Source organism: Streptomyces sp. NPDC042002, assembly GCF_055588305.1.
In genome coordinates this window covers 132823-155271 of record NZ_JBVJCT010000013.1, presented here as the reverse complement: position 1 = coordinate 155271, position 22449 = coordinate 132823, and the positions used below count along the sequence as shown (strand labels likewise).

The 22449-nt window shown below is 71.2% G+C and carries 22 protein-coding genes, 2 pseudogenes and 1 riboswitch; of the genes and pseudogenes, 16 read left to right on the top strand and 8 right to left on the bottom strand.

Annotated elements, in window-relative coordinates:
• Positions 1-162 precede the first annotated feature (162 nt).
• The gene (locus ACZ6KY_RS21090) at positions 163-672 is read left to right on the top strand and encodes a mycothiol transferase (RefSeq protein ID WP_469311805.1); all 510 of its coding nucleotides are present in this window, start codon (positions 163-165) and stop codon (positions 670-672) included.
• On the opposite strand, the gene ACZ6KY_RS21085 is transcribed toward ACZ6KY_RS21090, so the two are convergent.
• Positions 660-1724, bottom strand: coding sequence for an adenosine deaminase (locus ACZ6KY_RS21085; RefSeq protein ID WP_469311804.1), 1065 nt, complete (start codon positions 1722-1724; stop codon positions 660-662). The genes ACZ6KY_RS21090 and ACZ6KY_RS21085 overlap by 13 nt on opposite strands.
• An 89-nt stretch (positions 1725-1813) precedes the next feature.
• Positions 1814-2203, bottom strand: coding sequence for a VOC family protein (locus ACZ6KY_RS21080; protein WP_469311803.1), 390 nt, complete (start codon positions 2201-2203; stop codon positions 1814-1816).
• A 241-nt stretch (positions 2204-2444) separates the two neighbouring features.
• Between ACZ6KY_RS21080 and ACZ6KY_RS21075 the strand changes: the two are divergent.
• A pseudogene (locus tag ACZ6KY_RS21075) lies at positions 2445-2817 on the top strand (DUF4158 domain-containing protein); the annotation flags it as partial.
• Positions 2818-2846: 29 nt separating this feature from the next.
• On the opposite strand, the gene ACZ6KY_RS21070 reads toward ACZ6KY_RS21075, so the two are convergent.
• Positions 2847-3497, bottom strand: coding sequence for a TetR/AcrR family transcriptional regulator (locus ACZ6KY_RS21070; protein ID WP_469311802.1), 651 nt, complete (start codon positions 3495-3497; stop codon positions 2847-2849).
• 117 nt (positions 3498-3614) lie between these two features.
• Between ACZ6KY_RS21070 and ACZ6KY_RS21065 the strand changes: the two genes are divergently transcribed.
• From ACZ6KY_RS21065 to ACZ6KY_RS21045, 5 genes are all read left to right on the top strand, one after another.
• Complete coding sequence (locus ACZ6KY_RS21065; protein ID WP_469311801.1) at positions 3615-4310, top strand: hypothetical protein; 696 nt, start codon at positions 3615-3617, stop codon at positions 4308-4310.
• 173 nt (positions 4311-4483) lie between these two features.
• Positions 4484-5476 (top strand): hypothetical protein, encoded by a 993-nt coding sequence (locus ACZ6KY_RS21060; protein WP_469311800.1) that lies wholly within the window; start codon positions 4484-4486, stop codon positions 5474-5476.
• Positions 5477-5739: 263 nt separating this feature from the next.
• Entirely contained in the window at positions 5740-6093 is a 354-nt protein-coding gene (locus ACZ6KY_RS21055) for a hypothetical protein (protein ID WP_469311799.1), read from the top strand.
• A gap of 345 nt (positions 6094-6438) precedes the next feature.
• On the top strand, positions 6439-7182 hold the full coding sequence (locus ACZ6KY_RS21050) for a phosphatase PAP2 family protein (protein WP_469311798.1): 744 nt from the start codon (positions 6439-6441) through the stop codon (positions 7180-7182).
• Entirely contained in the window at positions 7136-8188 is a 1053-nt protein-coding gene (locus ACZ6KY_RS21045; protein WP_469311797.1) for a bile acid:sodium symporter family protein, read from the top strand. The genes ACZ6KY_RS21050 and ACZ6KY_RS21045 overlap by 47 nt, the downstream gene beginning before the upstream one ends.
• Positions 8189-8302: 114 nt before the next feature.
• On the opposite strand, the pseudogene ACZ6KY_RS21040 reads toward ACZ6KY_RS21045, so the two are convergent.
• Positions 8303-8578, bottom strand: a pseudogene (locus ACZ6KY_RS21040) (aldo/keto reductase); the annotation flags it as partial.
• 444 nt (positions 8579-9022) lie between these two features.
• Between ACZ6KY_RS21040 and ACZ6KY_RS21035 the strand changes: the two are divergent.
• The 3 genes from ACZ6KY_RS21035 to ACZ6KY_RS21025 all read left to right on the top strand — a co-directional run bounded on the left by ACZ6KY_RS21035 (position 9023) and on the right by ACZ6KY_RS21025 (position 11099).
• The gene (locus ACZ6KY_RS21035) at positions 9023-9448 is read left to right on the top strand and encodes an STAS domain-containing protein (protein ID WP_469311796.1); all 426 of its coding nucleotides are present in this window, start codon (positions 9023-9025) and stop codon (positions 9446-9448) included.
• Between the two features lie 13 nt (positions 9449-9461).
• Positions 9462-10223 (top strand): ANTAR domain-containing protein, encoded by a 762-nt coding sequence (locus tag ACZ6KY_RS21030; RefSeq protein ID WP_469311795.1) that lies wholly within the window; start codon positions 9462-9464, stop codon positions 10221-10223.
• A gap of 159 nt (positions 10224-10382) precedes the next feature.
• Positions 10383-11099, top strand: coding sequence for a GAF and ANTAR domain-containing protein (locus tag ACZ6KY_RS21025; RefSeq protein ID WP_469311794.1), 717 nt, complete (start codon positions 10383-10385; stop codon positions 11097-11099).
• Between the two features lie 491 nt (positions 11100-11590).
• On the opposite strand, the gene ACZ6KY_RS21020 is transcribed toward ACZ6KY_RS21025, so the two are convergent.
• A complete protein-coding gene (locus ACZ6KY_RS21020; RefSeq protein WP_469311793.1) occupies positions 11591-11866 on the bottom strand; it encodes a hypothetical protein in 276 nt (91 codons plus the stop codon).
• A 724-nt stretch (positions 11867-12590) separates the two neighbouring features.
• Between ACZ6KY_RS21020 and ACZ6KY_RS21015 the strand changes: the two genes are divergently transcribed.
• From ACZ6KY_RS21015 to ACZ6KY_RS21005, 3 genes are all read left to right on the top strand, one after another.
• Positions 12591-12785 carry a hypothetical protein gene (locus tag ACZ6KY_RS21015; protein WP_469311792.1) on the top strand — a complete coding sequence of 65 codons (195 nt, stop codon included), beginning with the start codon at positions 12591-12593 and terminating at the stop codon, positions 12783-12785.
• A 347-nt stretch (positions 12786-13132) separates the two neighbouring features.
• A complete protein-coding gene (locus tag ACZ6KY_RS21010) occupies positions 13133-13708 on the top strand; it encodes a DUF5994 family protein (protein WP_469311791.1) in 576 nt (191 codons plus the stop codon).
• A 239-nt stretch (positions 13709-13947) separates the two neighbouring features.
• Positions 13948-14541 (top strand): GNAT family N-acetyltransferase, encoded by a 594-nt coding sequence (locus tag ACZ6KY_RS21005; protein ID WP_469311790.1) that lies wholly within the window; start codon positions 13948-13950, stop codon positions 14539-14541.
• Between the two features lie 45 nt (positions 14542-14586).
• Here ACZ6KY_RS21005 and ACZ6KY_RS21000 read toward each other — a convergent pair whose 3' ends face one another.
• The 3 genes from ACZ6KY_RS21000 to ACZ6KY_RS20990 form a co-directional block, all read right to left on the bottom strand.
• Positions 14587-14982 (bottom strand): DUF5994 family protein, encoded by a 396-nt coding sequence (locus ACZ6KY_RS21000; protein ID WP_469311789.1) that lies wholly within the window; start codon positions 14980-14982, stop codon positions 14587-14589.
• A gap of 617 nt (positions 14983-15599) precedes the next feature.
• Positions 15600-16967, bottom strand: a complete 1368-nt coding sequence (locus ACZ6KY_RS20995) for a phospholipase (RefSeq protein WP_469311788.1) — start codon at positions 16965-16967, stop codon at positions 15600-15602.
• Positions 16968-17205: 238 nt separating this feature from the next.
• Complete coding sequence (locus ACZ6KY_RS20990; protein WP_469311787.1) at positions 17206-18039, bottom strand: alpha/beta fold hydrolase; 834 nt, start codon at positions 18037-18039, stop codon at positions 17206-17208.
• A 243-nt stretch (positions 18040-18282) separates the two neighbouring features.
• Positions 18283-18377: riboswitch (TPP riboswitch) on the top strand.
• Between ACZ6KY_RS20990 and ACZ6KY_RS20985 the strand changes: the two genes are divergently transcribed.
• The 3 genes from ACZ6KY_RS20985 to gndA all read left to right on the top strand — a co-directional run bounded on the left by ACZ6KY_RS20985 (position 18369) and on the right by gndA (position 22340).
• Entirely contained in the window at positions 18369-19769 is a 1401-nt protein-coding gene (locus tag ACZ6KY_RS20985; protein WP_469311786.1) for a purine-cytosine permease family protein, read from the top strand. (Overlaps the previous riboswitch by 9 nt.)
• A 67-nt stretch (positions 19770-19836) precedes the next feature.
• Complete coding sequence (gene thiD, locus ACZ6KY_RS20980; protein ID WP_469311785.1) at positions 19837-20634, top strand: bifunctional hydroxymethylpyrimidine kinase/phosphomethylpyrimidine kinase; 798 nt, start codon at positions 19837-19839, stop codon at positions 20632-20634.
• Positions 20635-20897: 263 nt separating this feature from the next.
• Positions 20898-22340 (top strand): NADP-dependent phosphogluconate dehydrogenase, encoded by a 1443-nt coding sequence (gene gndA, locus ACZ6KY_RS20975; RefSeq protein ID WP_469311784.1) that lies wholly within the window; start codon positions 20898-20900, stop codon positions 22338-22340.
• Positions 22341-22449 lie beyond the last annotated feature (109 nt).

Sequence of the window (22449 nt, the reverse complement as noted above, 5' to 3'; positions counted from 1 at the left end):
CCTGCATGTCGCGGTGGGCCGAGGTGTCGCGACCTGTGCGCGTCACTGCCGCGGGCGCCGCGCACGCCTGCCCGCTGTGCGGCCGGTGTCGCGCTCGTGTCCGCGGGCCCAACGCTCGGGGTTCCGGACGCAGGGACGGGCGCGATGCGCGATGGTGGGTCCATGCTTGCCAAGGACATCCTCATCGACGGATTCAGCCGCATCCGGGAAGAAGTCCATGCCGCCGTCGACGGCCTCCCGCCGGACGAGCTCAACGCCCGCCCCAGCGAGACCGCCAACTCGATCTCATGGCTGGTCTGGCATCTCACCCGCGTCCAGGACGACCATGTCGCCGACGCCGCCGGAACCGACCAGGTCTGGCTCACCGACGACTGGGCCAAGCGCTTCGGGCTCGACCTGCCGCTGCGCGACACGGGGTACGGCCACACGTCGGCGAAGGTCGCCCGGGTACGGGTGGAGTCGGGTGACCTGCTGCTCGGCTACTACGACGCCGTTCACGAGCGGACCCTCGCGTTCGTCGGCGGACTGGCCGCCCAGGACTTCGAGCGCGTCGTGGACGAACGCTGGGACCCCCCGGTCACCTTGGGCGTACGCCTGGTCAGCGTCCTGTCCGACGATCTCCAGCACGTCGGACAGGCCGCCTACGTACGCGGACTGGTTCAGCGGGCGTAGCCGGGAAGCACGACGTCCTCGATGAGGGCCTTGCGCTCGTCGTAGGGGATGAACGCGCTCTTGACCGCGTTCACCGTGACGGTGCGCAGGTCCTCGATGCCCCAGCCGGCCTCCTCGACGAGCAGCGACATCTCGCGGGTCATCGTCGTCCCCGAGACCAGACGGTTGTCGGTGTTGAGGGTGACGCGGAAGCCCAGGTCGCGCAGGGCGGTGATGGGGTGCTCGGCGATGGAGTCGGCCGCGCCGGTCTGGAGGTTGGAGGTCGGGCACATCTCCAGGGCGATCCGGCGGTCGCGGACCCAGCCCGCGAGCCGGCCGAGCTTGCCGTCCACGATGTCCTCGGTGATGCGCACGCCGTGGCCGATGCGCTGGGCACCGCAGACCTGGAGCGCCTGGTGGATGCTGGGCAGACCGTGGGCCTCACCGGCGTGGATGGTGAACGGGACGCTCTCGCCGCGCAGGTGCTCGAAGGCCGCCAGGTGGTCGGCCGGCGGGAAGCCGTCCTCGGCGCCGGCGATGTCGAAGCCGACGACTCCGGCGTCCCGGAACGCCACCGCGAGGTCGGCGATCTCCCGGGTCCGGTCGAACATCCGCATGCCGCACAGCAGGGTGCCGACCCGCACCGGGGTGCCCGCGGCGGCCGCCTTGGCCATGCCGGCCGCGAGGCCCTCCTGCACGCTCTCGACGACCTCGGGCAGGGTGAGCCCGCCGTTCACCATCAGCTCGGGCGCGTAGCGCACCTCTCCGTAGACGACGCCGTCCTCGGCGAGGTCGAGGACGTACTCCTCGGCCGTGCGCAGCAGGCCCTCGCGGGACTGCATCACGGCGAGGGTGTGCTCGAAGGTGGCTATGTAGCGCACCAGGTCACCGGAGTTGGCGGCCTCGTAGTACCAGTCGGCCAGCGCCTGCGGGTCCGTGGTGGGCAGGGTGTGGCCGACCTTCTCCGCGAGCTCGACCAGGGTGGCCGGGCGCAGACCGCCGTCGAGGTGGTCGTGCAGGACCGCCTTGGGCAGGCGGCGGATGGTGTCGATGTCGATGCGGGGCGCGCTCATGTGCGGTGTTCCTCGGCAGGTGGATTCGGGCAGGGAGATTTCGGGTCGGGCAAGTACTGCGAGATGCGAAAAGGTGTGCCGGATCCCGGTCAGCCGGCGGGCTGGAGGAGGTCCCAGCGGTTGCCGTACAGATCCTGGAAGACGACGACCGAGCCGTACGGCTCGTGGCGCGGCTCCTCCAGGAAGGTCACGCCCGCGGCGCTCATCCGGGCGTGGTCGCGGGCGAAGTCGTCGGTGTGGAGGAAGAAGCCGACGCGTCCGCCGGTCTGGTCGCCGACCCGGCCGCGCTGCGCATCGTCCTTGGCGCGGGCCAGCAGCAGTCCGCTGCCGCCGTCCGTCCCCGGCTCGACCACGACCCAGCGGGAGCCGTCGGGCCTCGGGGTGTCCTCGACGAGGCGGAAGCCGAGGGCTTCGGTGTAATGGCGGATGGCCTCGTCGTAGTCGTCGACGACGAGGGTGACCAGGGCGATGCGTCTCATCGGACCTCTCCAGGGTTATACGTAACACGTAGGGTACGGCATCCTGCCGAGCGGTCCGGAGGCGATCTTTCACCGAGGGGAGGGCGGGGACTCCGGCCATGGGGCGCATCCGTACAGCGGTTAACGCCAAGCCAGTGATCTTGAGCGTCCAACAGGGGCGGTCGGCCCGACGACGGGGTTCGGCGGAAGATCCCTGAGCGGCTGCGGACGCCAATAGCGTCAGGTCCACGCCAGTGGAGTTCTGACCGACGAGCAGGCGGCTTCGTACGGGAGGTTCGGCGAGGAGCCGACCCGGCCGGAGCTGGAGCGGTTCTTCGTCCTTGACGACGAGGACCGCAAGCCGGTCGCGAAGCGTCGCGGTGACCACAGCCGGCCCGGGTTCGCTCTCCAGAGGTGCGCCGTGCGCCACATCGGCCGGTTCCTCCCCCGACGACCCGCTCGACCTCCCGTGGGTGGTGGTGGAGTACCTGGCGGAGCAGCTCGGGATCGAGGACGTCTCGTGCGTGAAGCAGTACACCGAGCGCAAGCCGACGGCGTACGAGCACGCGTGGGAGATCCGGGGCACCTACGAGTACCAGGAGTACGACGATCCGGGGTGCAGGCGACCTCTGCGGCGTGGGAGCCGTGCGGCAGCGCGTTCGGCTCAGGTGTCGGCGCTGCGACGCCGGTCGGGAGTGAGGAGGTAGGCGATCGCCATGTCTCCGAGCTCGTCCGCGTACCGGCGCCTGGCCGCTTCGCCGGTGGCGGGATCGGGGCGCACGGAATTGTGGAAGCAGGCGCCGAGGATGGCGCGGGCCGCGGTGTCGAGTGCCTGCCGGGGCTGGGAGCGGCGGATCTGGTCGGTGTACGGGGCTGCGGCGTCGAGCAGGAGGCGGTGGAGCTCGGTGATGGTGCGGGCCCCGCGGTCCAGTGACCTGGTCCCCCGCGTGCGCAGCAGCTCGGGGAAGAGGCTGCTGCTGTCGGCGAAGGACTGCAGCAGGGCGTGCGCGTACGTGTCCATGACGCCGGAGAGCGAGGGCTCGGCCGTGCGCAGCCGCTCGGCCACGTACTCCTCGCGGCGCTCCAGCATCCGCTCGGTCAGGGCGGTGATCAGCTGTTCTTTGTCCTCGAAGCGGCGGTAGATCGTGCCGACGGCGACGCCGGCGCGTTGCGCGACACCGGCGATCGTCATCTCCTCCAGGCCGGAGGCGGAGGCGATCTCCTCGGCCGCCCGCAGTACGCGGGCCAGGGTCGCGGCACTGCGGGCCTGCTGGGGTTCCCGGTAGGACGCTGGGCGCTCGAGCTCCTCGGTCATGTCCCGCATGGTATCCACGGCACTCTCAACAGGGCCTTTTGACAACTGGTGCACTCCTCGGCGTATTCTCACGATGCGAACGTGAATTCACATTCGCATCTTATCGGAGGTGCGACCATGACCAACGACCAGACTCTCCCGCTCGTCACCGTGACGCTTGAGGCCGGACCCGCCGGCGCCGGGAGCATCGACGACTTCGAGCTCTTCTACGCCCGCCGCGCCCTGGACCGCTTCCGGACGCTGCTGGGACGCCAGGGACTCCTCGACCTCCTGGCCGCGGCCATCGAGGAAGGCAACGCCTTCCTGCGCGAGAGCGCCCGCACCTCCGACGGCACCTTCAAGGCGGGCACCACCGTGCTCGCGGCGAAGGGCCTCACCTCCGGCGCCTTCCTCGCCTGGATGGACAAGGCCTTCGCCGGTGACGAGCGCGCGCTCCTCGCAGCACACCCCGAGCACTACGTGATGGGCACCGACTCCATCGGAGCGCGCGTGGTGGAGAACATCGGCCCCCACGTCGCCGACTTCTACATGGGCGGCTGGGGAACGGCCGAGCTGGCCTGGGCCGAGGACGCTGACGAGCTCCTCCCGGAGTCGGAGTTCCCGCGCAAGATGTCCTCGAACCTCTTCCTGGCCGACGGCACCGTCGTCGGGCGGGCGCTGATCCAGTTCGGCGACACCGCCGACGGCTTCACCGCGAACCTGACGGTCTACTTCCCCGTCACCTGCCCGGACGAGGTCCTGGACCACCACCTCCGGCACTACGCCGTCGAGTTCCGGAACTGGATCGTCGCCGCCGCGGCCGCCCGCGCCTGAAACCCCCGGTCGGACGCCGGGGCCGCCCCGGCGTCCGACCGGCAAGCCGCGTACGGGCCGCCCACCCGTACTCGCCGCATCCGGCTCGCAGGACCGTACGGTCCACCTCCCACAGCCCGGTCGACCAAGGGTGCGGCCCTCTTCGCGCTCTCCGAAGTAACGGAAGATCCACGATGTCGAACCACACCCTGTCCGCTACGGGGCGCAAGCTGACTCTGGTCGTCCTCGGCCTGGCGGCCCTGATCACCACCATGCTGTGCGCCTTCGCGCTGCCCTCGCTCCACAGCGGCCCGCACCGCGTCCCCGTCGGCGTCACCGGCCCTGAAGAGGCCACGAAGGCCCTTCGGCAGAGCACCGACCGCGACGCCTGGGACGTCCGCCTCTACCCGACCACCGCCGCCCTCCAAGATGCGGTCAAGGACCGGGACATAGCCGGCGGCCTCGCCGTCACCGCTCACCACGTCGACGTCTACACGGCCACCGCGGGCGGCCCCTCCGCCACCGCCGCCCTCACCGCACTGGGCGACAGCATCGCCGCACGGCACACCAGCCGGGCCACCGTCCACGACCTGGTGCCCTTCACCAAGGACGACCCCCGCGGCGCAGGACTGACCGCCGCACTCCTGCCCATGATCTTCGGCGGAATCTTCCCCGCCCTCATCCTCGGCAGCGTCTTCCCCGGACACCGCGGACTGCGCACCCGCATCGCGGGAGCCCTCCTGTTCTCCCTCGTGGCAGGCGCCGCCATCGCCGCCGTCCTCCAGTTCGCCACCCACTCGGTCGACGGAAACTACTGGCTCACCGCCCTCGGCCTCACCCTCGGCACGGCTGCCCTGTCCACCACCCTCCTGGGCCTCCAGGCCCTCCTCGGCATGGCCGGATTCGCCCTCGGCGGCGCGCTGATGATGCTCCTGGGCAACCCGCTCTCCGGCCTGGCCACCGGACCCCACTGGCTCCCCACCGGCTGGGCCACCCTGGGACAGTTCCTCCCCCCGGGCGCCTCCGGCAGCCTCCTGCGCGCCAACGCCTTCTTCGGCAGCTCAGGCGCCGGACTCCCCGCCCTCACCCTCACCATCTGGGCCGGCATCGGAGTCGCCCTCGCTCTCCTCGCCGACCGGCGCGGCAGGCGCCCCACCACCGCCCGCTCCGAAGCGGCTACCGTCTGAGCGCGGACCGCGGGGCATTCTCCCAGATGTTCATCTGTGAGAGTTCTACGAGAGCCCCCGCAGCGACCACGTTTCCGCGGGTCGCCGTTCGCAAAGATCCTCGTCCCCGCCGACCGGCACCCGGGCCGCGCGTGGAAGCAGGGCCCGGCGCTCGCCGTCGTGCCCGCGCCCCGGGCCGAGCGCCCGGTCCGGATCGGGTACGCGAGGACATCGACCGCCCGGCAGGAGCTGGCGAGCCGGCTCGAAGCCCTCCACCGCGCGGAGTGCCACAACGTCTTCCAGGAGCAGATCAGCACCCGGGCCAAGGGAAGACCCTCGACGGCCAGGTCATCGCCGGCTCCAAGGGCAACCACGGCGGACGGCCGAAGGTCATCGACGACGACATGCCGACCTTCGCCGTCGCGCTCAAGGACAAGGGCGTCCCCGTCCCCGAGATCGCCATGAAGCTCACCATCAGGACCGGGAAGAACGCGGGCAAGCACCCCTCGGTCGCCTCGCTCCACCGGGCCCTCGCGGACGCCGAGGCCGCCACGGCGGACGACGGCCTGCCAATACGACCCGAGCCCGTCCGCGTCCGCCTCCAGGCCCAGCCCCACCCGAACTCCGAGCTGCGGTAGGCCCGTCTACGGCGGGCCCCAAGTCCATGACCACCGGCTTGGCGTCAACCGCTGTACGGATGTGCCCCAAGGCCGGACTCCACCAGGGATTACGGCGGCGTTCTCCACCGGGGACAGGGTGGCGGTCTCCGTCGGGGAGCGCGGCGGCGATCTTCGTTGGGCGATACGGGAACGATCTCGGTCCCCCAATCGTCTACAGTTGTGTAGACGATTACGGCAATGGAGTCGGCGCGGGCGAGGTGTCCTGCCGCGTGCGCGCCTGCCGTGGAAAGGGGCCACATCCATGTCCGCCGCCGCCCCGGCCGCCGTACCCTCGCGCGAGGCCGATGCCCCTCCGGCTCGGCCGTGAAACGCCAGGACACCGGCGACATCGCCGGTTCGACGGCGGTGGGAAGCCTGGTCGCGTTCGTACTGCTGACGCTGATCGTGACCGGCCACGACGGTGCCCCTCTGTTCGGCGACGAGGAGCTGGCCTCCTGGTCGCTCGCGCACCGCCCGGACGTGGCCCTCGCCCTGGCACGCGGCGTGACGTACACCGGCACAGGAGTCACCGCGTACGCGCTGGTCGTCGTGGCCGGGCTTCTCCTCGGACGGAACGCACGTCAGCGGGTCCGCGCGGTCGCCGCCTGCGTGGGCTGTCTGGCGGCCGCGCAGGCGGCGCGGTTCACCGTGATGTCACTGGTCGCCCGCCCCCGGCCCCCCATGTCGGACTGGGCCACCCACGCCTCGGGCTTCTCCTTCCCCTCCGGTCACACGACCACCTCCGCCGTCACCGGCGGACTGCTCATCCTGGCGGTGCTCACCCGGGCGCCGCAGTGCAAGAGAACCCTCGTCCTGCTCATCGGCGGCTGGGCCGTGCTGGTCGGCCTCTCCCGCGTCTACCTGGGTGTGCACTGGTTCTCCGACGTCGTCGGCGGCTGGCTGTTCGCCATCTGCTGGCTGAGCCTGCTCTTCTACGTCCTCGCGCGGTTCCTCCCCCGCGCTCTCTCCGCGATATCGGCGCCCCGTCTCCGCCCAGGCCCCACGACGGAAGAGCGCCACGATGCACCCCACGACCAGCGCGACGTCCCCCCTCACTCTGCTCCGTAGGCATCTCGGCTGGGCGGTGGGCATCGCCTATCTGGCCGCCGCGACAGTGCCCGCCCCGGGCCTGTGGCTGCGCCGCACTCACTGGCTCGGCCCGGCCGGAATACTCGAACTCCCTTTCAGGACAGCTCCGTTCCTGCTGTCCCTGGTCCTGTTCACCGCCGGCCTGCAGGTGCCGCTGAACGAACTGCGGGTGCTTCTCGGCCGTCCCACCGCCTTGTTGACGGGCCTCGCCCTTCACCTCGTCGCGCCCCTGGTGATCATCCCGGGGGTCGCGTTCGCGCTGCGGCAGTCCCCCGACAGCGACGGCGGCAGCGGGCTGATCACGGCGATGATCCTGATCGTGGCGATGCCCGTCGCGGCCGGGGCCACGGTGTGGACCGGCAAAGGCGAGGGCTGTCAGCCGACGGCGGTGGGCCTGGTACTGGCGTCCACGATCGTCAGTCCGCTCACCTTCCCGGTGACCCTGACGACCTTGTGCCCACTGCTGCACGGCGCGTACGCGGGCTCACTGGCGGACGCGGCCCGGACCGCGGGCAGCGGATTCGCCCTCACGGGGGTACTGCTGCCCTGCGGCGCCGGAATCCTGTGCCGGCTGGTGCTGCCCCGCCGCCCCACCGCCCTCCTGCTCGGGGCGGCGGCTCCCGCGGCGATACTCGCCTCACTGCTCCTGACGTACGTCAACGCGAGCGGAGCCCTCGGCCCCTTCCTCGCCCATCCCGAGCCGGTCCTGTTCACCGCCGCGGTGGCCGTCGCCGCCACCGTCTGCGGGCTGTCGTTCGCGCTGGGCCTGGTCACCGCCCGCGCGCTGCGTCTCGACGCACCCGCGGGCGCGTCGGTCACCCTGGCCTGCGGGATGAACAACAGCAGCGCCAGTGCCGTCCTGATCACGACGGCACTGCCCGACCGGCCGCACGTCCTGCTGCCGGTGCTCGCCTACAGCCTGTTGCAGAAAGTGGCCGCAGGGCGGGTCGTACGGACCGGAGGACGCTCTCGTGCACGGACCTGACGGGGTCGGGTCACCGCGCCGCTGCCCGCTGATCGAGTCCGCGCTCGGGCTCGGGCCGGGGCCGGGGCCGGGCGGGAACAGCCCCTGCCCCGCAGGGCAATGGCTCCCTCGGCGTCATTCGTCCCCGATACACCGGGTGTGCAGCGCGTCGAGGCCGGCGAGCTCCGCGTCCGTCAGACGCAGGGCGCCCGCCGCGATGTTCTCGGCCAGGTGGTCGGGGTTGCCGGTGCCGGGGATGGCGAGCACGTGCGGGCCCTGGTGAAGGGTCCAGGCGAGCCGGATCTGGGCGGCCGTCGCCTCGTGCGCCTCGGCGGCGGCGATCACCTCCGCCTCGTCGCCGCCCTCGGGGCCCAGAGAGCCGCCGTTTCCCGCGATGGCGAAGAACGGCACGACGTTTCGCATGCCGTCCGCGGAGCCGTGGGGAACGGTCGTAGGGCATCTCACGGCATCGGGCCGGCCGTACCGACTCCCAAGTGCCGCGCCATGCAAAAGACATGGGCACGACACCGAGCCTCGGAACTGTCCACATGCTGGGATTGACCTGTACCGACCGTCCGTTCCGCCGGGCGAGGACTACCCTGCTGTGCAGACGTCCCAGACCCCGGCGGCACGTCGTTGCCGAGCACGGATCGCCACGGGGAGCGGGCTCTTCGCCCGTCGCCCGGCACGTCCCTGGAGGAAACCGGGTGGGTCCGCAGTCCTGCCGCACAGGCCGGCGAGTCGACCGTCGCCCAGCCTCCGCCGAACGTACTCCGCTGCCGGAAGTGGTGGGGCGGCGTCTGGATCCCGGCGCCGCCGAATCCCCTGCCGGACGGTCTTCCGAACCGAGGCGTCATGCCCCTTCCGCCGCTCGCCGTCTACCGTCACGACCGAAAACAACGGGCACTGATCACACTGGTCGGTGAGATCGACCTGCGGACGGCGCCCCTGGTACGCGCATCAGTGGAAGCGTGTCTGCGCGACGGCATCCGCACGATCGATGTCGACCTCACCCTGGTGACCTTCTGCGACTGCAGCGGCCTCAACGCCTTCCTCCACGCCTCACAGCGCGTCACCGCGGCCGGGGGGACGCTCCGCCTGCACCATCCACCGCGAACGCTGGTTCTCATGGTCGACATCGTCGGCTGCGCACTCCTGTTCGTGGGCCCCCCGCTCGGACATCGGCCGTCTCGCCCGAGGAACACCCTGGCCACGAGGTCTCCGGTCCCGCCGCGTCGGCCGGTTCCGCCCGTACCCGTCCTCTCGGGCGGTGTGCTGTGACCCGGTGGCCGGGGTGAGGTCCCACAGCAGGTCGGCCCGGATCCAGGCGCTGGTCGCCGAGCACGCGGCCCGCCGAGGTGCCCGGGTCGGCGTGGTGGACGTGTGCACCGCGGCCGTGGCCGCGCTCCCGGTCGGCGGGGCCGGACTCTCCGCGATGTCCAGATCCGCGGCAAGCCATCCGTTGTGCAGCACCGATGATGTCAGCGAGCAGTTGGAGGAACTCCAGCTCACCCTGGGCGAGGGGCCGTGCGTGGATGCCTTCGTCCAGGGCGCTGCCGTACTGACGCCCGATCTGCTCACCGCCGAAGTGCAGTACCGCTGGGCCGTGTTCGCCGACGCGGCCGCGGAAGCCGGGGCACGCGCCGTCTTCGCCTTCCCACTGCAGATGGGGGCGATCAGCCCCGGAGTGCTGGACCTGTACTCCGAGGACCCGGGCCGGTTGAACGCGGAGCAGCTGGCGGACGCGTTGGCCTTCGCCGACACCGCCACTCTGGTCCTGCTCGACTCCCGGATCGACGGGGAAGCGGGCCTGGCGGACGAACGGTCGACGGACGGTCGCTTCGAGGACCTGGGCGCGTACCGGGCGGAGATCGACCAGGCCACCGGCATGCTCACGGCCCAGCTCGGAGTCAGTGCCGAAGACGCCTTCGTCCGGCTGCGGGCCCACGCCTACGCCAGAGGACGCCGCCTCGCCGCGGTGGCCGCCGACGTGGTCGCCCACCGGCTCACGTTCCCTGCCGGCACGGGCACGGACCAGACCGACGACGAGGCCTGACGCCTTTGCCGGACCAGGGAACCGCGCCAAGGAATCCGGACCAGGACCCGAACCCGAGAATCTCGGCCGAGAACCGATCCGGGAAACCGGACAAGAAGTGAGTTGCGCCTCCCGTCCCCGCATTCGGGCCGGGATGAGAGTCGACAGAGGGTGTGCACGATGAATCAGCAACTCCTGGCCAAGACCTTCGTCGAGCTGGCGGACAACCTGGTCGCCGACTTCGACCTGATCGATTTCCTGCGCCTGCTGACCGACCGCTGTGTGGGCATGCTCGGCGCGAGTGCCGCGGGCGTGCTGCTCGCGGACCGCGACGGCGAACTCCGGGTCATGGCCGCCTCCAGCGAGCAAGTGCGCCTGCTGGAGCTCTTCCAGCTGCAGAACGACGAAGGGCCCTGCCTGGACAGCTTCCGTACCGGTGCCCCGGTGATCGTCGCCGATCTGAGCGCGGAGGCCGACCGCTGGCCACGCTTCGTCGCGGCGGCCCAGCGCAGCGGGTTCGGGTCGGTCCAGGCCCTGCCGATGCGGCTACGGGACGAGGTCGTCGGAGCGCTGAACCTCTTTCGCGACGGCCCCGGCCCGTTCGACCCGGACGCCATGCCGCTCGCCCAGGCCCTGGCCGACGTCGCCACCATCAGCCTGCTGCAGCAGCGCACGGCACACCGCAGCACCGTCCTCAACGAGCAATTGCAGAGCGCGCTGAACAGCCGGGTCCTGATCGAACAGGCCAAGGGAAAGCTCGCCGAACGCCGGGGCATCGACATGGAGCAGGCCTTCACCACGCTGCGCGGTTACGCCCGCGCTCACAACCGGCGTCTGTCCGACCTGGCCCGCGCGTTCATCGACGACTCCGAGCCCCTGCCCGGCCTGCGGTCCTGACCTGGGGCGCAGCCCGTCGGCGAATCCCGGGCGGTGCCTCGGTGGTTCGCAGGTTGCTCGGGGGCGGTTCGCGGGCTGTGGTTCACGGACTCCGGTTCATGGGCCGGACAGCCGCCGCCGCTGGAGCGCGGCGGCGGCCGTGGTCGCGAGGACGCGAGGCCCCCCAGCCATCGTGTCCTCACGCGCTGCCCTCCGCGGCGGCGGGGTTGCGGGAGCACCCCGAGTGGAAAACGCCAGGAGGACGGGAGCTGGAGCCGCGTACTCCGACGATGCGGCTCCGGCCGGCCTCGATTGCGACTCGGGGGCTGGGAGCCTGGGCGGGGACTTGCCGGTTCCGTCGATACCCGACACGAAGTCCCGTCTGCCCTGTTGGGAGCCTAGAGCAGTTGCAGGACGAGCGGAACAGGGCATGACGTACGTGTTCTCGCCTCGCGGCGGCTTCGGCACGCGACAGGCATGACCGGCAGCGGGTGTCCGGACACCGCGTCGGTTCACCCGCGGCGGCCGCGGTCCCGCCGGTCCTCGCGGTTCCAGCGCGCTCGGTGCTGGCGGCTGTAGCGGCGGTCCCAGCGGTCCTGACGTTCCCGGCGGTCCCGGTAGTCCTGGTACTCAGCGAAGTCCGACCCGTCACCACGGCCTCGGAGCCGGCCCCCGCGGCCGTAACGGGTGGATCCGAAGACCAGCACAGCCGCGGCGACCCACCAGATGGGGTTCAGGAAGCCGAAACCGAACAGGACCACGATCAGGACGAGAAGCAGAAAGAACACAGCGGGCCTCCCCGAGAGCGGAACACAGCATCGGAACCGGGGACTGGGGCCTTTCCCCACAGCGTAGTCCTTGCCTGACGACACCGAAGGCGCGCGACACATCGTCTACTGCCGGACGGCGATGGCCACTTGACACCTGTCGAGGAAATGCCGATGGACCGGCGTCGATGTGACGGCCCAGCCCCCTTCACTCCAGCGGTGCCGGGCCGTCTCCAGGAACTCCCCTGTACCGACGTCATGTTGACACTGGAGGGCACCGGGCGTTCACTGACAGCAAGTGGCGTAAGGCCATGCCTCGCTGAATGGTTCCGGCGACGCGTTTCCCGCTTCCCCTCCGCCCTGCCCCCGCGGATTCAAGAAATCCTCCCGCGATCCGGAGGTTCGGCGATGTCACGGATCCCTCTCCTTACACGGATCCGTTCCGACCGCGGCCGCGGGTAGTCCACCTTCAACGACGAGGCCGACCACGAGTGTTGGACGAACCGTCAAGAACAGGACACAAGAGATCAAGGGCTGGATCACCGAAGCGTTGGGCCGGGCCACCCGTAACAGGAAACTGGAACGGCGGGGAAAGGCCGAACGGGTCTCCGGCAACCTGAGGCAGGCGGGCGAGAAGGCGCGACAGGCCTTCAGGCGGTGACCGCGAAGGCCTTGAGGGGTGCATCCGTCGCACGAACATCATCTTGTCGCCACCGACGCGGAGTTCTCCGGGAGGAAGTGCGGAATGGCAGCCGTGCTCATTGTCGTGATCGCCTCCTTGATCGTCCTCGCCACGACGGCCGTACTCGTGGGACGCGGACCGGTCCGGGACAGCGGCCGAAGCAGCGGGCCGACCCTGCGCTTCGGACCCCCGCGCAACCCTGCCCTCACCCATGACGACGACACCCGCGCGGCCGGTCCGGGACCCGACGAGCACTGAAGCCGTACGGCCCGCTCCGACCGAAATGCACTGACCGCAGTACCGTTGGTCTTGGGTTGGTTCACTCTCACGTGCAACCGCCCGGAAGGGCGGCTCCGGCGTGTTTGCGCCGGAGCCGTTGAGTCACGCCTCGTGAGGGTGCCGCGCCAAGCGTGGGCGAACTGTTGCGCCGCGTGGTGGGCGGCGTTCGGAACCGGTGCCTCGACACGGTCCGTCCGACGTGGCCTCGGAGTAACGTGGAGGCATCGAGAGTACTTCGCACACCGGCCGCCTTGCCTGTGTCGTTCTCGGCGAGTGACGACACCGGGCCGCCACCCCGAGCGGCGGCCGGGAGACAGGTGCCCGCGATGTCCGCGACCACCCACCAACCCCCGCTGCGGATCGCGCCCTTCAGGGCTCCGACCGCTCGTCTCGCTCTGAAGAGCGTCGGTACGTCCCGAGGTTCTCTCGACGGTGCTTGGTGGCCCCGCTCGCGGAACCTGGCTCACGAACTCTCCGCTCTGGCCGACGTACTGGACCCCTTGTCCGGACGGATCACCCGGATCGCCGTCAACCAGACGTACTGGCCGGCCGTCCCGAGCAGCGTGCCCGTCAACGGTCACCTGGTGAAGGTCCGTTGGTTCACAACGGAGCTGGACCCCCACAAGATCCTGCTGCTCTCCCACACCACGGGCAGCTGGAACCTGCTGGTGGTACCGCCGGAGGCCAGTGCGGCGGCAGCCGGCCGACTGATGACCGCCGCGAGCGACAGCTGCGGCCCCGCGACGACCGCGAGCGCGCTCGTGGCCGCGGAACACGCCGTCCACGGCGATTCCGTGGATGACCGGGGCCAGGCTGCCGAGGAAGTCTGGGAGGACGGGGACGACGCCTCCTCCTACCGGACCGCCGCCGCCCGGCCCAGCCTCCTGATCACGGCGAAATGAGCGTCACGGTCACCGGCAGCCCACCGGCCGGGAGGACCATCCCGGACAAGCCGTCGGTCAACCACCTTCGGGACTCTCCGCCCGCCCCGTCCTGTCCGGCCCCCGGCGCGGCAGCCGGGGCGCCGGCCGGGGCCGGCTGAGCTCCCGGCGCCGGATGCCTGGTTTACCCCGTCGGTTCCTGCTGTCACGATGCCGAGTCCGGGGATGTCTTTCCCACGGCCCCGGGGGGAGAGGCCCAGATGGCAGAGGTGTACTTGCGCAGGCTGTCCCGATGGCAGGCCGAGCAGCAGCGGGAGGCCGTCGCGGACGTCCATGTCGCGGCCTACCACGGGGCCGCGGGGGCCGAATACCGCGACCGCCAGGTCTTTCTGAGCCGCTTCGAGGAGCATGTGCAACGCCCCGCCTTCGACATGGCGGTCGCCGACATGGGCGGCCTGGTCGGCTGCGCCTACGGGTTCCCGATCGCCCGTACCGGGGACTGGTGGTCGAGCTTTCGAGGAGAACTGCCCACGGACATCGAGGAGCTCACCGCCTCGGGACGTACGTTTCTGTTGGCCGAGTTGATGGTCCTGCCGGCCCACCGCCGCGCCGGCGTCGCAACACGCCTGGGTGAGTGGCTGCTGTCCCGACTCGACACCGATCTGGTCGTCGCGGCCGTGGACCGGTCCGGCGACGACGGCCGCGCGAGCGCGGCGGCGGAGACCTTGCACGCCTGGGGCTGGTCGAAGCTCGGCGATCTCGACTCCCACGCCCTTTCGGACTCCGGACCGGACGTTGGTTCCGGCCGGGGCGCGGCCGCTCGGGAGGTGTGGATCCGCAGGCCGCCCCAGTGATCCCACGTGCCGGTGTGCGGCGCGCGCGGCCGGAGCCGCGGCTCGTCAGCGGGTGCCGGCCGCGGCGGCCGCCATCAGCGGCTCGGCGTCCGCCGCGTCGACCTCCGGCGGCACGACCAGCAGGTCCCTGCGGCCCCGGCCCTGGCTGAGCAGACTGATGGTGTGCCGGCCATGCGGACCGGCCGACCTGCGCAGCAGCACGACGTGGTTGGCGACGAGCATGCGTCCGGGCGACATCGGCCACATCGCCGTGTTGACGCTCACGGCGGTGATCTGTCCCCACATGCGCGGCAACGCGCCGATCAGGAGCGGGAGTTCACCGAGGAGATCGCGCGAGCGGGGCCACCATGCCCCGTCGATGCGCCGGGGCAGGGCGCTGTGCGGCGCCAGTCGTACGCGGGCGAGAGGCAGGGAGGGCAGGGGTTCGAGGACAGTGGCCATGGAAGCTCCGCTCTGGGGGCACGCCTCGGCGTACCGATGGCTCGCGCCGTGACCCGGCGGCGAGCGGGACGGCTCGGCCGCGCCGAGCGACGGGCAGGACTCCTTGAACTCGCTGAACTCGATGGCCTCCGCCGCCCCGATGGCCCCGATGCGAGCCGAACGGCCGGGGGCTGGGAGGCTTTCGTACAGGGCGGGCGGGCCCTCGGTCGACAGCCGCGTTCCCGTTGCCGCTCTGCTCGTCGTCGACAAGGCATCGGCGAAAGTGCGGGTGACGGCTCGACACTCCGCCTCGGAGTGGACGTCGGCCGCAGGGTCCGTGCGTCGGCCCGCACAGCGTGGCTCGAGCGGGCCGAGTGGGTCCGGCCGCCGCGGAACCGAGTGGTGGGCGAACGCCTTCGGCCGTCGTACGGCGGCACCTGCTCCGGGCGATTGAGCCACCCGGCGTCGTTCTGCGCCGTGGACGAGACCGGCCCGATCACCGGCGTACGACGTGCCCTCGGTTCCCCCACCGTACCCCGCTCGCCGGAAAACGGGACTCCGGAGACCGCACGTCTTGCGGAACGGCCGCCCACGCCCCCGCTGGTGAGGCCGCCGCGAGTAGCACGGCCTCGCCCGGGCTACGGATAGACGTAGGTGTTCAGGGTGTTCACCGCGGAGGCGGGGTCGCCGAGGTCGTAGCGGTCCACAGCCAGGTAGTTGGGCTTCTTGCGGGCGGCCGGCTGGCAGAAGCGGCGGGCCCGGTCGGCGAGTTTGGTGTTGTCCGTGCCGGCCGTTCCGGAGATCGTGGCGTCGCGGAAGTGGTTCATGACGAAGAGGGGACGGAAGCCCGGCTCGGTGCGGGTGAGGGGTACGTTCGTGCCCGCGTCGTACCAGCGGCTGTAGCAGGACCAGTCGGAGGAGCCGAGGCCCGAGCCCATGGACCAGTAGTTCTCGACGGTCCACTCGCGCTGGTACATGACGCCGAAGCTGTCCCGGGTGAGTCCGGCGGACTCGTCGGCGGAACGGCTGTGGTCGGTGAAGACGAGCAGGCGGTGGCCCGCGGCGGTCAGATCGGCGAGCTTCGGCCAGCCGTTCTCGCGCACGCCGGTCTGGTCGGGACGGTAGAGGACGTCGGACAGGCCGTTCACGCGGGCGAGTTCGGCGCGCAGGACGCCCGGGTCGACGTAGTCCTCCAGGAACACGGTGACGAACTGGTCGGGGTGCTGCTTGAGGAAGTCGACCATGCGCTGGAGGTCGACCCAGAGCGCGACCGGCTTGCTGACGAGCGTGCAGCTGTCGTGACAGAGGATCGCGCCGTCGGAGGTCTGGTGCAGGTCGAGCATGAACCCCCTGACTCCGTCGGCGAGTTGCTGGTTGATACCCCGGGTCTGGTTGGGCACCAGATTGACGAACGGCGGGGCGAATCCGCCGTCGACACCGTTGGCGTAGGCGTTGTGGGCGGTGAGGAACGTGACCTGGTCCAGGGTGCGTTGGTCCTGGGGCGGCATGGGGCGGGTCGCGGCCTCGACCGGTGTCAGGTACCAGGAGGCCAGAGCGCCCGGCGAGCCGATCGCCAACTGCGCCGGGTAGTTGGAGCCGGAGGGCTTCGCCGCGACCGTCAGGTACCGGTCCGTTCCGGGGGCCTTGAGCGTGAACTGATCGGCTCCGGCCGGTGTCACCTCCCACGCGGCGTCGGCGCTCGAACAGGACACGGTCCGGGCCTGATCACCCGCGCGGCCCAGACAACTGCCGCCGGTGTCGGCGCTTTCGAGCACGGACGAGGAGCCGTTCGGGCGGAGGGTCCACCGCTGGTGGTCCTCGTTGCCCTTGGGGTTGTGCTGGACGATCGCCCCCGAGCTGTCGGCGGCGTTCAGTCCCGTGGTGGCGCTCTGGACGAAATAGGCGCCCGCGGCGGGCACTTCGGTGGCGTCGGCGGGCGCGGGGACGGCGAAGACGGTGCCCAGTACGGCGGTGGCGGCGAGCAGGGAGCGGCGGCTCGGTCTCATGGCACGTGATCCCTTCCTGTGGGGAGCATGAGCATGCCATGCGGCTCGGAGCGCCGGTGCTACGGATCGCGTCAACCGCATCAACCGCGTCAACCGCGTGGGCGGTCTCGCTTCGCCCGACTACGGATGCGGATTACGGATGTGGACTACGGATGCGGCTACAGATACGCAGGGCGGACACGCCACTCGCGTCCGACGCGGCTTCGCCGACCGGCCATTCACCCCGCGGGCGGCGAGGTCAGGCGGGGCCGGAAGACGTACCGGGGTGTTCGATCCGGGCGGCGAACGCGGCGATGTCGGAGACCACGCGTTCGGGCTGCTCCCAGTGGACGACATGGCCGGTGTCCTCGTAGGCGAGGAAGTCGGCGCCGTGGACGGCGTCCAGGATGGTCTGCTGGTCGTCCCGGGGCAGGAACTCGTCCTGCTCACCCCAGATGACGAGGGTGGGCACCAGGATGCCCCCGAGGGTCGCGCCGAGATCGGCGTCGAGGAGGCCGCGGCCGGTCTCCTGCCAGACGTACGCGGGGAGTTTGAGGTTCTCCTCAATCATGGTCTCGATGAAACCGCGGGCGATCGGGCGTGCCGCCGTCCCGGCCATGAAGTCCTCGACGAACGCGCGGGGCACCGGATCGGAGAGGTTTTCGAGGCTCTTTCCCATGGCGGCCACCACCGGCTTGTCCGCGAGGGTGCCGGGGACGCCGAGCAGTACCAGACCCGCGATCCGGTCGGGATAGCCGCCGGCGACGATCCGGGCCGGTACACCGCCGCTGGACGCCCCGACCAGGATGGCGCGGGAGACATCGACGGCGTCGAGGAAGGCCACCAGGTCGGCGGCGAAGTCGTCGGGAGAGTAGCCCTCCGGGGGCCGGTCGGCGTCACCGTGACCGCGCTGCGTGGGCGCGTAACCGTGCAGGGAGGCCGGAAGACGCCTCAGCAGGGGCTCGAACGACCACCAGGAGTCGGCCAGCCCGTGCACGAAGACGACCGGTGTACCACTGGGGTAACCGGCCTCGGCGTACGGGAGGGTGGGCCCGTACCGCAGTTGCGCTGACTTCAGGGAGATCACGGTCACGGCACTCTGCCTCCTTCCGCCCGGCCACCGGGGTCCGGGAACCCGGGAGCGGAGAGCGAGCGGCGATCACTTCCGACAGTACCGAGGGGCGGCACGCGCCGCGCTGCGAAAGGACCGTTCGGGCCCCTCGGACGAAACGGGGGGGCCGCGGCCGGAGCCGTCGTCCGGACGGGTGAGCCCAGGAACGGCGGGGCCACCGGCCCCACTCCCGCTCGGCCCACGGGAACGGTTAGTGTGTCCGTCGTACCGGACACGGGGTGCCCCGTCCGAGGGCTGAGATCACACCCGTCGAACCTGAACCAGTTCGTACTGGCGGAGGGATGTCTTCCATGCCTTTGGCGCATGTTTCCGGCGGGGTGCCCGCCGACGGCCGGCCCGCCGTCTTCGACGGACGGATGCCCGCCGCACCCGGCGACCTGCGGGTGGAGGGACACGGCATCGAGCCGGTCCCCGAGAACAACCGGTACGGCGGCGCCGGGCGCCTGTTCACCGTGTGGTTCGCCCCGAACCTGACGATGACGGGCGTGTTCACCGGCACCATCGGCATCGCGCTGGGCCTGGACTTCCGTACCGCCCTCGCGGCGGTGGTCCTCGGGACCGTGCTCGGCGCGCTGCCCACCGCCTACCTCAGCACCTGGGGCGGCCTCACCGGCACCGGCCAACTCCCGCTCGCACGGCTCGCGTTCGGCCGGGCGGTGGTGCTGCCCGGAATGCTCCAGTGGCTGTCCTCGGTCGCCTGGGACGCGCTGATCGGGCTGTTCGGCGGGGACGCGCTGGCGCGGCTGTGCGGCTGGCCGTTCTGGCTCGGCGTGCTCGTCATGATGCTCGCCCAGGGGGCTCTCGGCGTCCTCGGCTACGAGGCCATCCACCGCCTGCAGATCGTCATGACCTTCGTGCTCGCCGTCGCCTTCGCGGTGATCGCCTGGCGCATGCTCGACGGCGTCCACCCCGCCGCGACCGGGGCGGCGACCGGCGCCGACCGCGCGGGCGCGTTCGTGCTCACCAGCACCATCGCGCTCAGCCTCTCGCTGTCCTGGGCGCCGTACGCCGGTGACTTCAGCCGCTACCTGCCGCGTACGACGTCCCGTCCGCGGATGTTCTGGTGCACCCTGCTCGGCCTCGTCGTGTCGTTCGTCGCCGTGCAGGTCCTCGGACTGTGGGGCGCGTCGGTGCTGACCGACCAGACGGCGGCGGGCGTGGACGCTCTGCTGGGCGGCGGGACGGCGGGCGCGTTCGGGCTGCTGGCCGTGGCCCTTGCGGCGGTGTGCAGCAACGCGATGAACGACTACAGCGGTTCGCTCGCCCTGCAGACCCTGGGCGTGCGGATACCGCGCCCGGTCGCGGCCGCCCTGGCCGCCGCGCTCGGCTTCCCGCTGGTGCTGTGGATGCACGCCGCCGACACCACGGCCCGGTTCCAGAACGTGCTGCTGTTCGTGGGCTATTGGATCCCCGGGTTCGTCGCGATCGTCGTCGTCGACTGGATCGCCCGCGGGCGGGAGCGCGGCGGCGCACCGGTCGACGTCGCCGTCGAGATCTCCCGTCCACGCTCCGGATGGCCCTCGTCGGTGGCCTTCGTCGTGGCGTTCGGCGCGGCCGTGCCGTTCATGGACACCGGCCTGTACGTCGGTCCGGTGGCCGACGCGCTGCACGGCGCCGACCTCTCCTACTACGTGGCGTTCCTCGTCGCCCTCGCCCTCTACGCCCCGCTGCGACTGCGGCGCCGCGCCTGAGGGCTGTCCGTCGCTCCGCCGGTCGAGGGCCTCGCGCCCGAACCCGTACCCGAGAGGAACACCTCGTATGACCACGCCGCCCCGCGTCCTGACGATCGCCGGATCCGACTCCGGCGGAGGCGCCGGAATCCAGGCCGACCTGAAGACCATGCTCGCGCTGGGCGCCCATGGGATGAGCGTGCTCACCGCGGTGACCGCGCAGAACTCCGTTGGTGTGCAGGGTGCTTGGGAGCTCTCCGAGGAGGCGGTACGCGCCCAGTACCGCAGTGTGGTCGACGACATCGGCGTCCAGGCCGTGAAGACCGGGATGCTCTCGTCGCCCGGCCTGGTCACGACGGTCGCCGAGCTGCTGTCCGACGTGGGCGCCCCGGTCGTCGTGGACCCGGTGAGCGTCTCCAAGCACGGGGACCGGCTGTTGGCCGACGACGCTCTGCATGCCGTACGGACCCTGTTGCTGCCGCGGGCGACCGTGGCCACCCCGAATCTCGACGAGGTCGCCCAGCTCACCGGAGTGAAGGTGAAGGACGAGGAGGGCATGCGCCGGGCCGCCGGCCGGCTGCTCGCGTTCGGTCCCCGCTGGGTGCTGGTGAAGGGGGGCCATCTGCCGGGGCAGGCCGTCGATCTGCTCACCGACGGAACGGCGGAGCACTGGCTGCGCGCGCCGCGCCACGACAACCGGCACACGCACGGCACCGGGTGCACGCTCGCCTCGGCCGTCGCGGTGGGCCTGGCCGAGGGCCTTTCGGTGCCGGAGGCCGTACGACGGGCCAAGGAGTATGTGACCGCCGCGATCGAGGCCGGTTTCGCGCTCGGCGCCGGCATCGGGCCGGTGGACCACGGGTGGCGACTGCGCCAAAACGGCTGACTCCCTGACCGTCGGCCGGAGTTCCGGAGCGTCCGGCCGCACCCGGGATCCCGACCCGGAATGGCCGGGTCCGATCGCGACCAGCGGTTCCGGAGCGCGGGCGTCCGCCCGTCGCCCGGAGACCCCGGCCGCGATCCGGCGCACCACCTGCCCGAAAAGGTGAACACCTCGACCCCTGTCGTGCGTACTGATCGGCACAGCGACAGTCGTCTGCCCGCCCGTCAGGTACGCGGGGAGGCAGATCCGGATCCAAGGAGCACACCATGAAGGCGACCGCGCAGATCGGCGTCACAGGGCTCGCGGTGATGGGCCGCAATCTGGCCCGCAACTTCGCCCGGAACGGCTACACCGTCGCCGTCCACAACCGCACCCCAGCGCGCACCAAGGCACTGGTCGAGGAGTTCGGGCACGAGGGTGCCTTCGTGGCGGCCGAGTCGGCCGAGGACTTCGTGGCCGCGCTGGAGCGCCCCCGCCGTCTGATGATCATGGTGCAGGCCGGTGCGGCCACCGACGCCGTCATCGAGGAGTTCGCCCCGCTGCTCGAAACCGGCGACGTGATCATCGACGGCGGCAACGCCCACTTCACCGACACCCGGCGTCGTGAACAGTCGCTGCGCGAACGCGGCATCCACTTCGTCGGCGCGGGTGTGTCCGGCGGCGAGGAGGGCGCCCTCAACGGGCCGAGCATCATGCCCGGCGGCTCCCCGGAGTCGTACGCCTCGCTCGGCCCGATGTTCGAGTCGATCAGCGCCAAGGTGGACGGCGAGCCCTGCGCCACGCACATCGGCACGGACGGCGCCGGGCACTTCGTCAAGATGGTGCACAACGGCATCGAGTACGCCGACATGCAGCTGATCGGCGAGGCGTACGACCTGCTCCGCCGCGTCGGCGGGTACACGCCGGCGCAGATCGCGGAGATCTTCCGGCGCTGGAACAAGGGCCGCCTCGACTCGTACCTGATCGAGATCACGGCCGAGGTCCTCGCGCACACGGACGCCTCCACCGGGGAGCCGTTCGTGGACGTCGTGGTGGACGCCGCGGGGCAGAAGGGCACCGGCCGCTGGACCGTGCAGACCGCCCTGGACCTCGGCTCCCCCGTCACCGCCATCGCGCAGGCGACCTTCGCCCGCGCCGCCTCCAGCCAGGGCGGACTGCGTGCCGCCTACCGCGACCTGCCCGGCGGCACCCACTGGGACCTGTCCGGAACCGAGGCCGAGCGGTTCACCAGCCAGGTCGAACACGCCCTGTACGCATCGAAGTTGATCGCCTACGACCAGGGCTGGAAGATGATCCTGGACGCCGCCGCCGAGTACGGCTGGGACATCGACCTCGGCGAGGTGGCGAAGATCTGGCGCGGCGGCTGCATCATCCGCGCGGCGTTCCTCGACCGTATCCGCGCCGCGTACGCCGTCGATCCGGGCCTGGTCAGCCTGCTCTCCGACACGGGGTTCGCCACCGAGATCAAGGACGCCCAGGTCCCGTGGCGCGAGGTCATCTCCACGGCCACCCGCAGAGGCGTTCCGGTGCCCGCGTTCTCGGCCGCCCTGTCGTACTACGACACCCTGCGCGCCGACCGGCTGCCCGCCGCCCTCACCCAGGGCCAGCGCGACTTCTTCGGCGCCCACACCTACCGGCGCACCGACCGCGAGGGAAGCTTCCACACGCTGTGGGGCGAGACCTCCCGCGGTGAGACCGAGGTCCTGTGACGCCCGTGCCCCTCTCCGGGCGATGAGGTGACGCGGGGGGGGGGGGGGGGGGGGGGGGGGGGGGGGGGGGGGAAGGTCCCCCTCCTGTGTGTTTCCACCAGGGGGAGAG

Bases quoted from the DNA above. Each gene is read 5' to 3' on its own strand.
- ACZ6KY_RS21070 (WP_469311802.1), bottom strand. From the start codon at position 3,497: ATGACCGAGGAGCTCGAGCGCCCAGCGTCCTACCGGGAACCCCAGCAG.
- gndA (WP_469311784.1), top strand. From the start codon at position 20,898: ATGAAGGCGACCGCGCAGATCGGCGTCACAGGGCTCGCGGTGATGGGC.
- ACZ6KY_RS21065 (WP_469311801.1), top strand. From the start codon at position 3,615: ATGACCAACGACCAGACTCTCCCGCTCGTCACCGTGACGCTTGAGGCC.
- ACZ6KY_RS21090 (WP_469311805.1), top strand. From the start codon at position 163: ATGCTTGCCAAGGACATCCTCATCGACGGATTCAGCCGCATCCGGGAA.
- ACZ6KY_RS21000 (WP_469311789.1), bottom strand. From the start codon at position 14,982: ATGGCCACTGTCCTCGAACCCCTGCCCTCCCTGCCTCTCGCCCGCGTA.
- thiD (WP_469311785.1), top strand. From the start codon at position 19,837: ATGACCACGCCGCCCCGCGTCCTGACGATCGCCGGATCCGACTCCGGC.
- ACZ6KY_RS21060 (WP_469311800.1), top strand. From the start codon at position 4,484: ATGTCGAACCACACCCTGTCCGCTACGGGGCGCAAGCTGACTCTGGTC.
- ACZ6KY_RS21015 (WP_469311792.1), top strand. From the start codon at position 12,591: ATGGCAGCCGTGCTCATTGTCGTGATCGCCTCCTTGATCGTCCTCGCC.
- ACZ6KY_RS21045 (WP_469311797.1), top strand. From the start codon at position 7,136: ATGCACCCCACGACCAGCGCGACGTCCCCCCTCACTCTGCTCCGTAGG.
- ACZ6KY_RS20985 (WP_469311786.1), top strand. From the start codon at position 18,369: ATGCCTTTGGCGCATGTTTCCGGCGGGGTGCCCGCCGACGGCCGGCCC.
- ACZ6KY_RS20995 (WP_469311788.1), bottom strand. From the start codon at position 16,967: ATGAGACCGAGCCGCCGCTCCCTGCTCGCCGCCACCGCCGTACTGGGC.
- ACZ6KY_RS21005 (WP_469311790.1), top strand. From the start codon at position 13,948: ATGGCAGAGGTGTACTTGCGCAGGCTGTCCCGATGGCAGGCCGAGCAG.
- ACZ6KY_RS21085 (WP_469311804.1), bottom strand. From the start codon at position 1,724: ATGAGCGCGCCCCGCATCGACATCGACACCATCCGCCGCCTGCCCAAG.
- ACZ6KY_RS21035 (WP_469311796.1), top strand. From the start codon at position 9,023: ATGCCCCTTCCGCCGCTCGCCGTCTACCGTCACGACCGAAAACAACGG.
- ACZ6KY_RS21010 (WP_469311791.1), top strand. From the start codon at position 13,133: ATGTCCGCGACCACCCACCAACCCCCGCTGCGGATCGCGCCCTTCAGG.
- ACZ6KY_RS21025 (WP_469311794.1), top strand. From the start codon at position 10,383: ATGAATCAGCAACTCCTGGCCAAGACCTTCGTCGAGCTGGCGGACAAC.
- ACZ6KY_RS21080 (WP_469311803.1), bottom strand. From the start codon at position 2,203: ATGAGACGCATCGCCCTGGTCACCCTCGTCGTCGACGACTACGACGAG.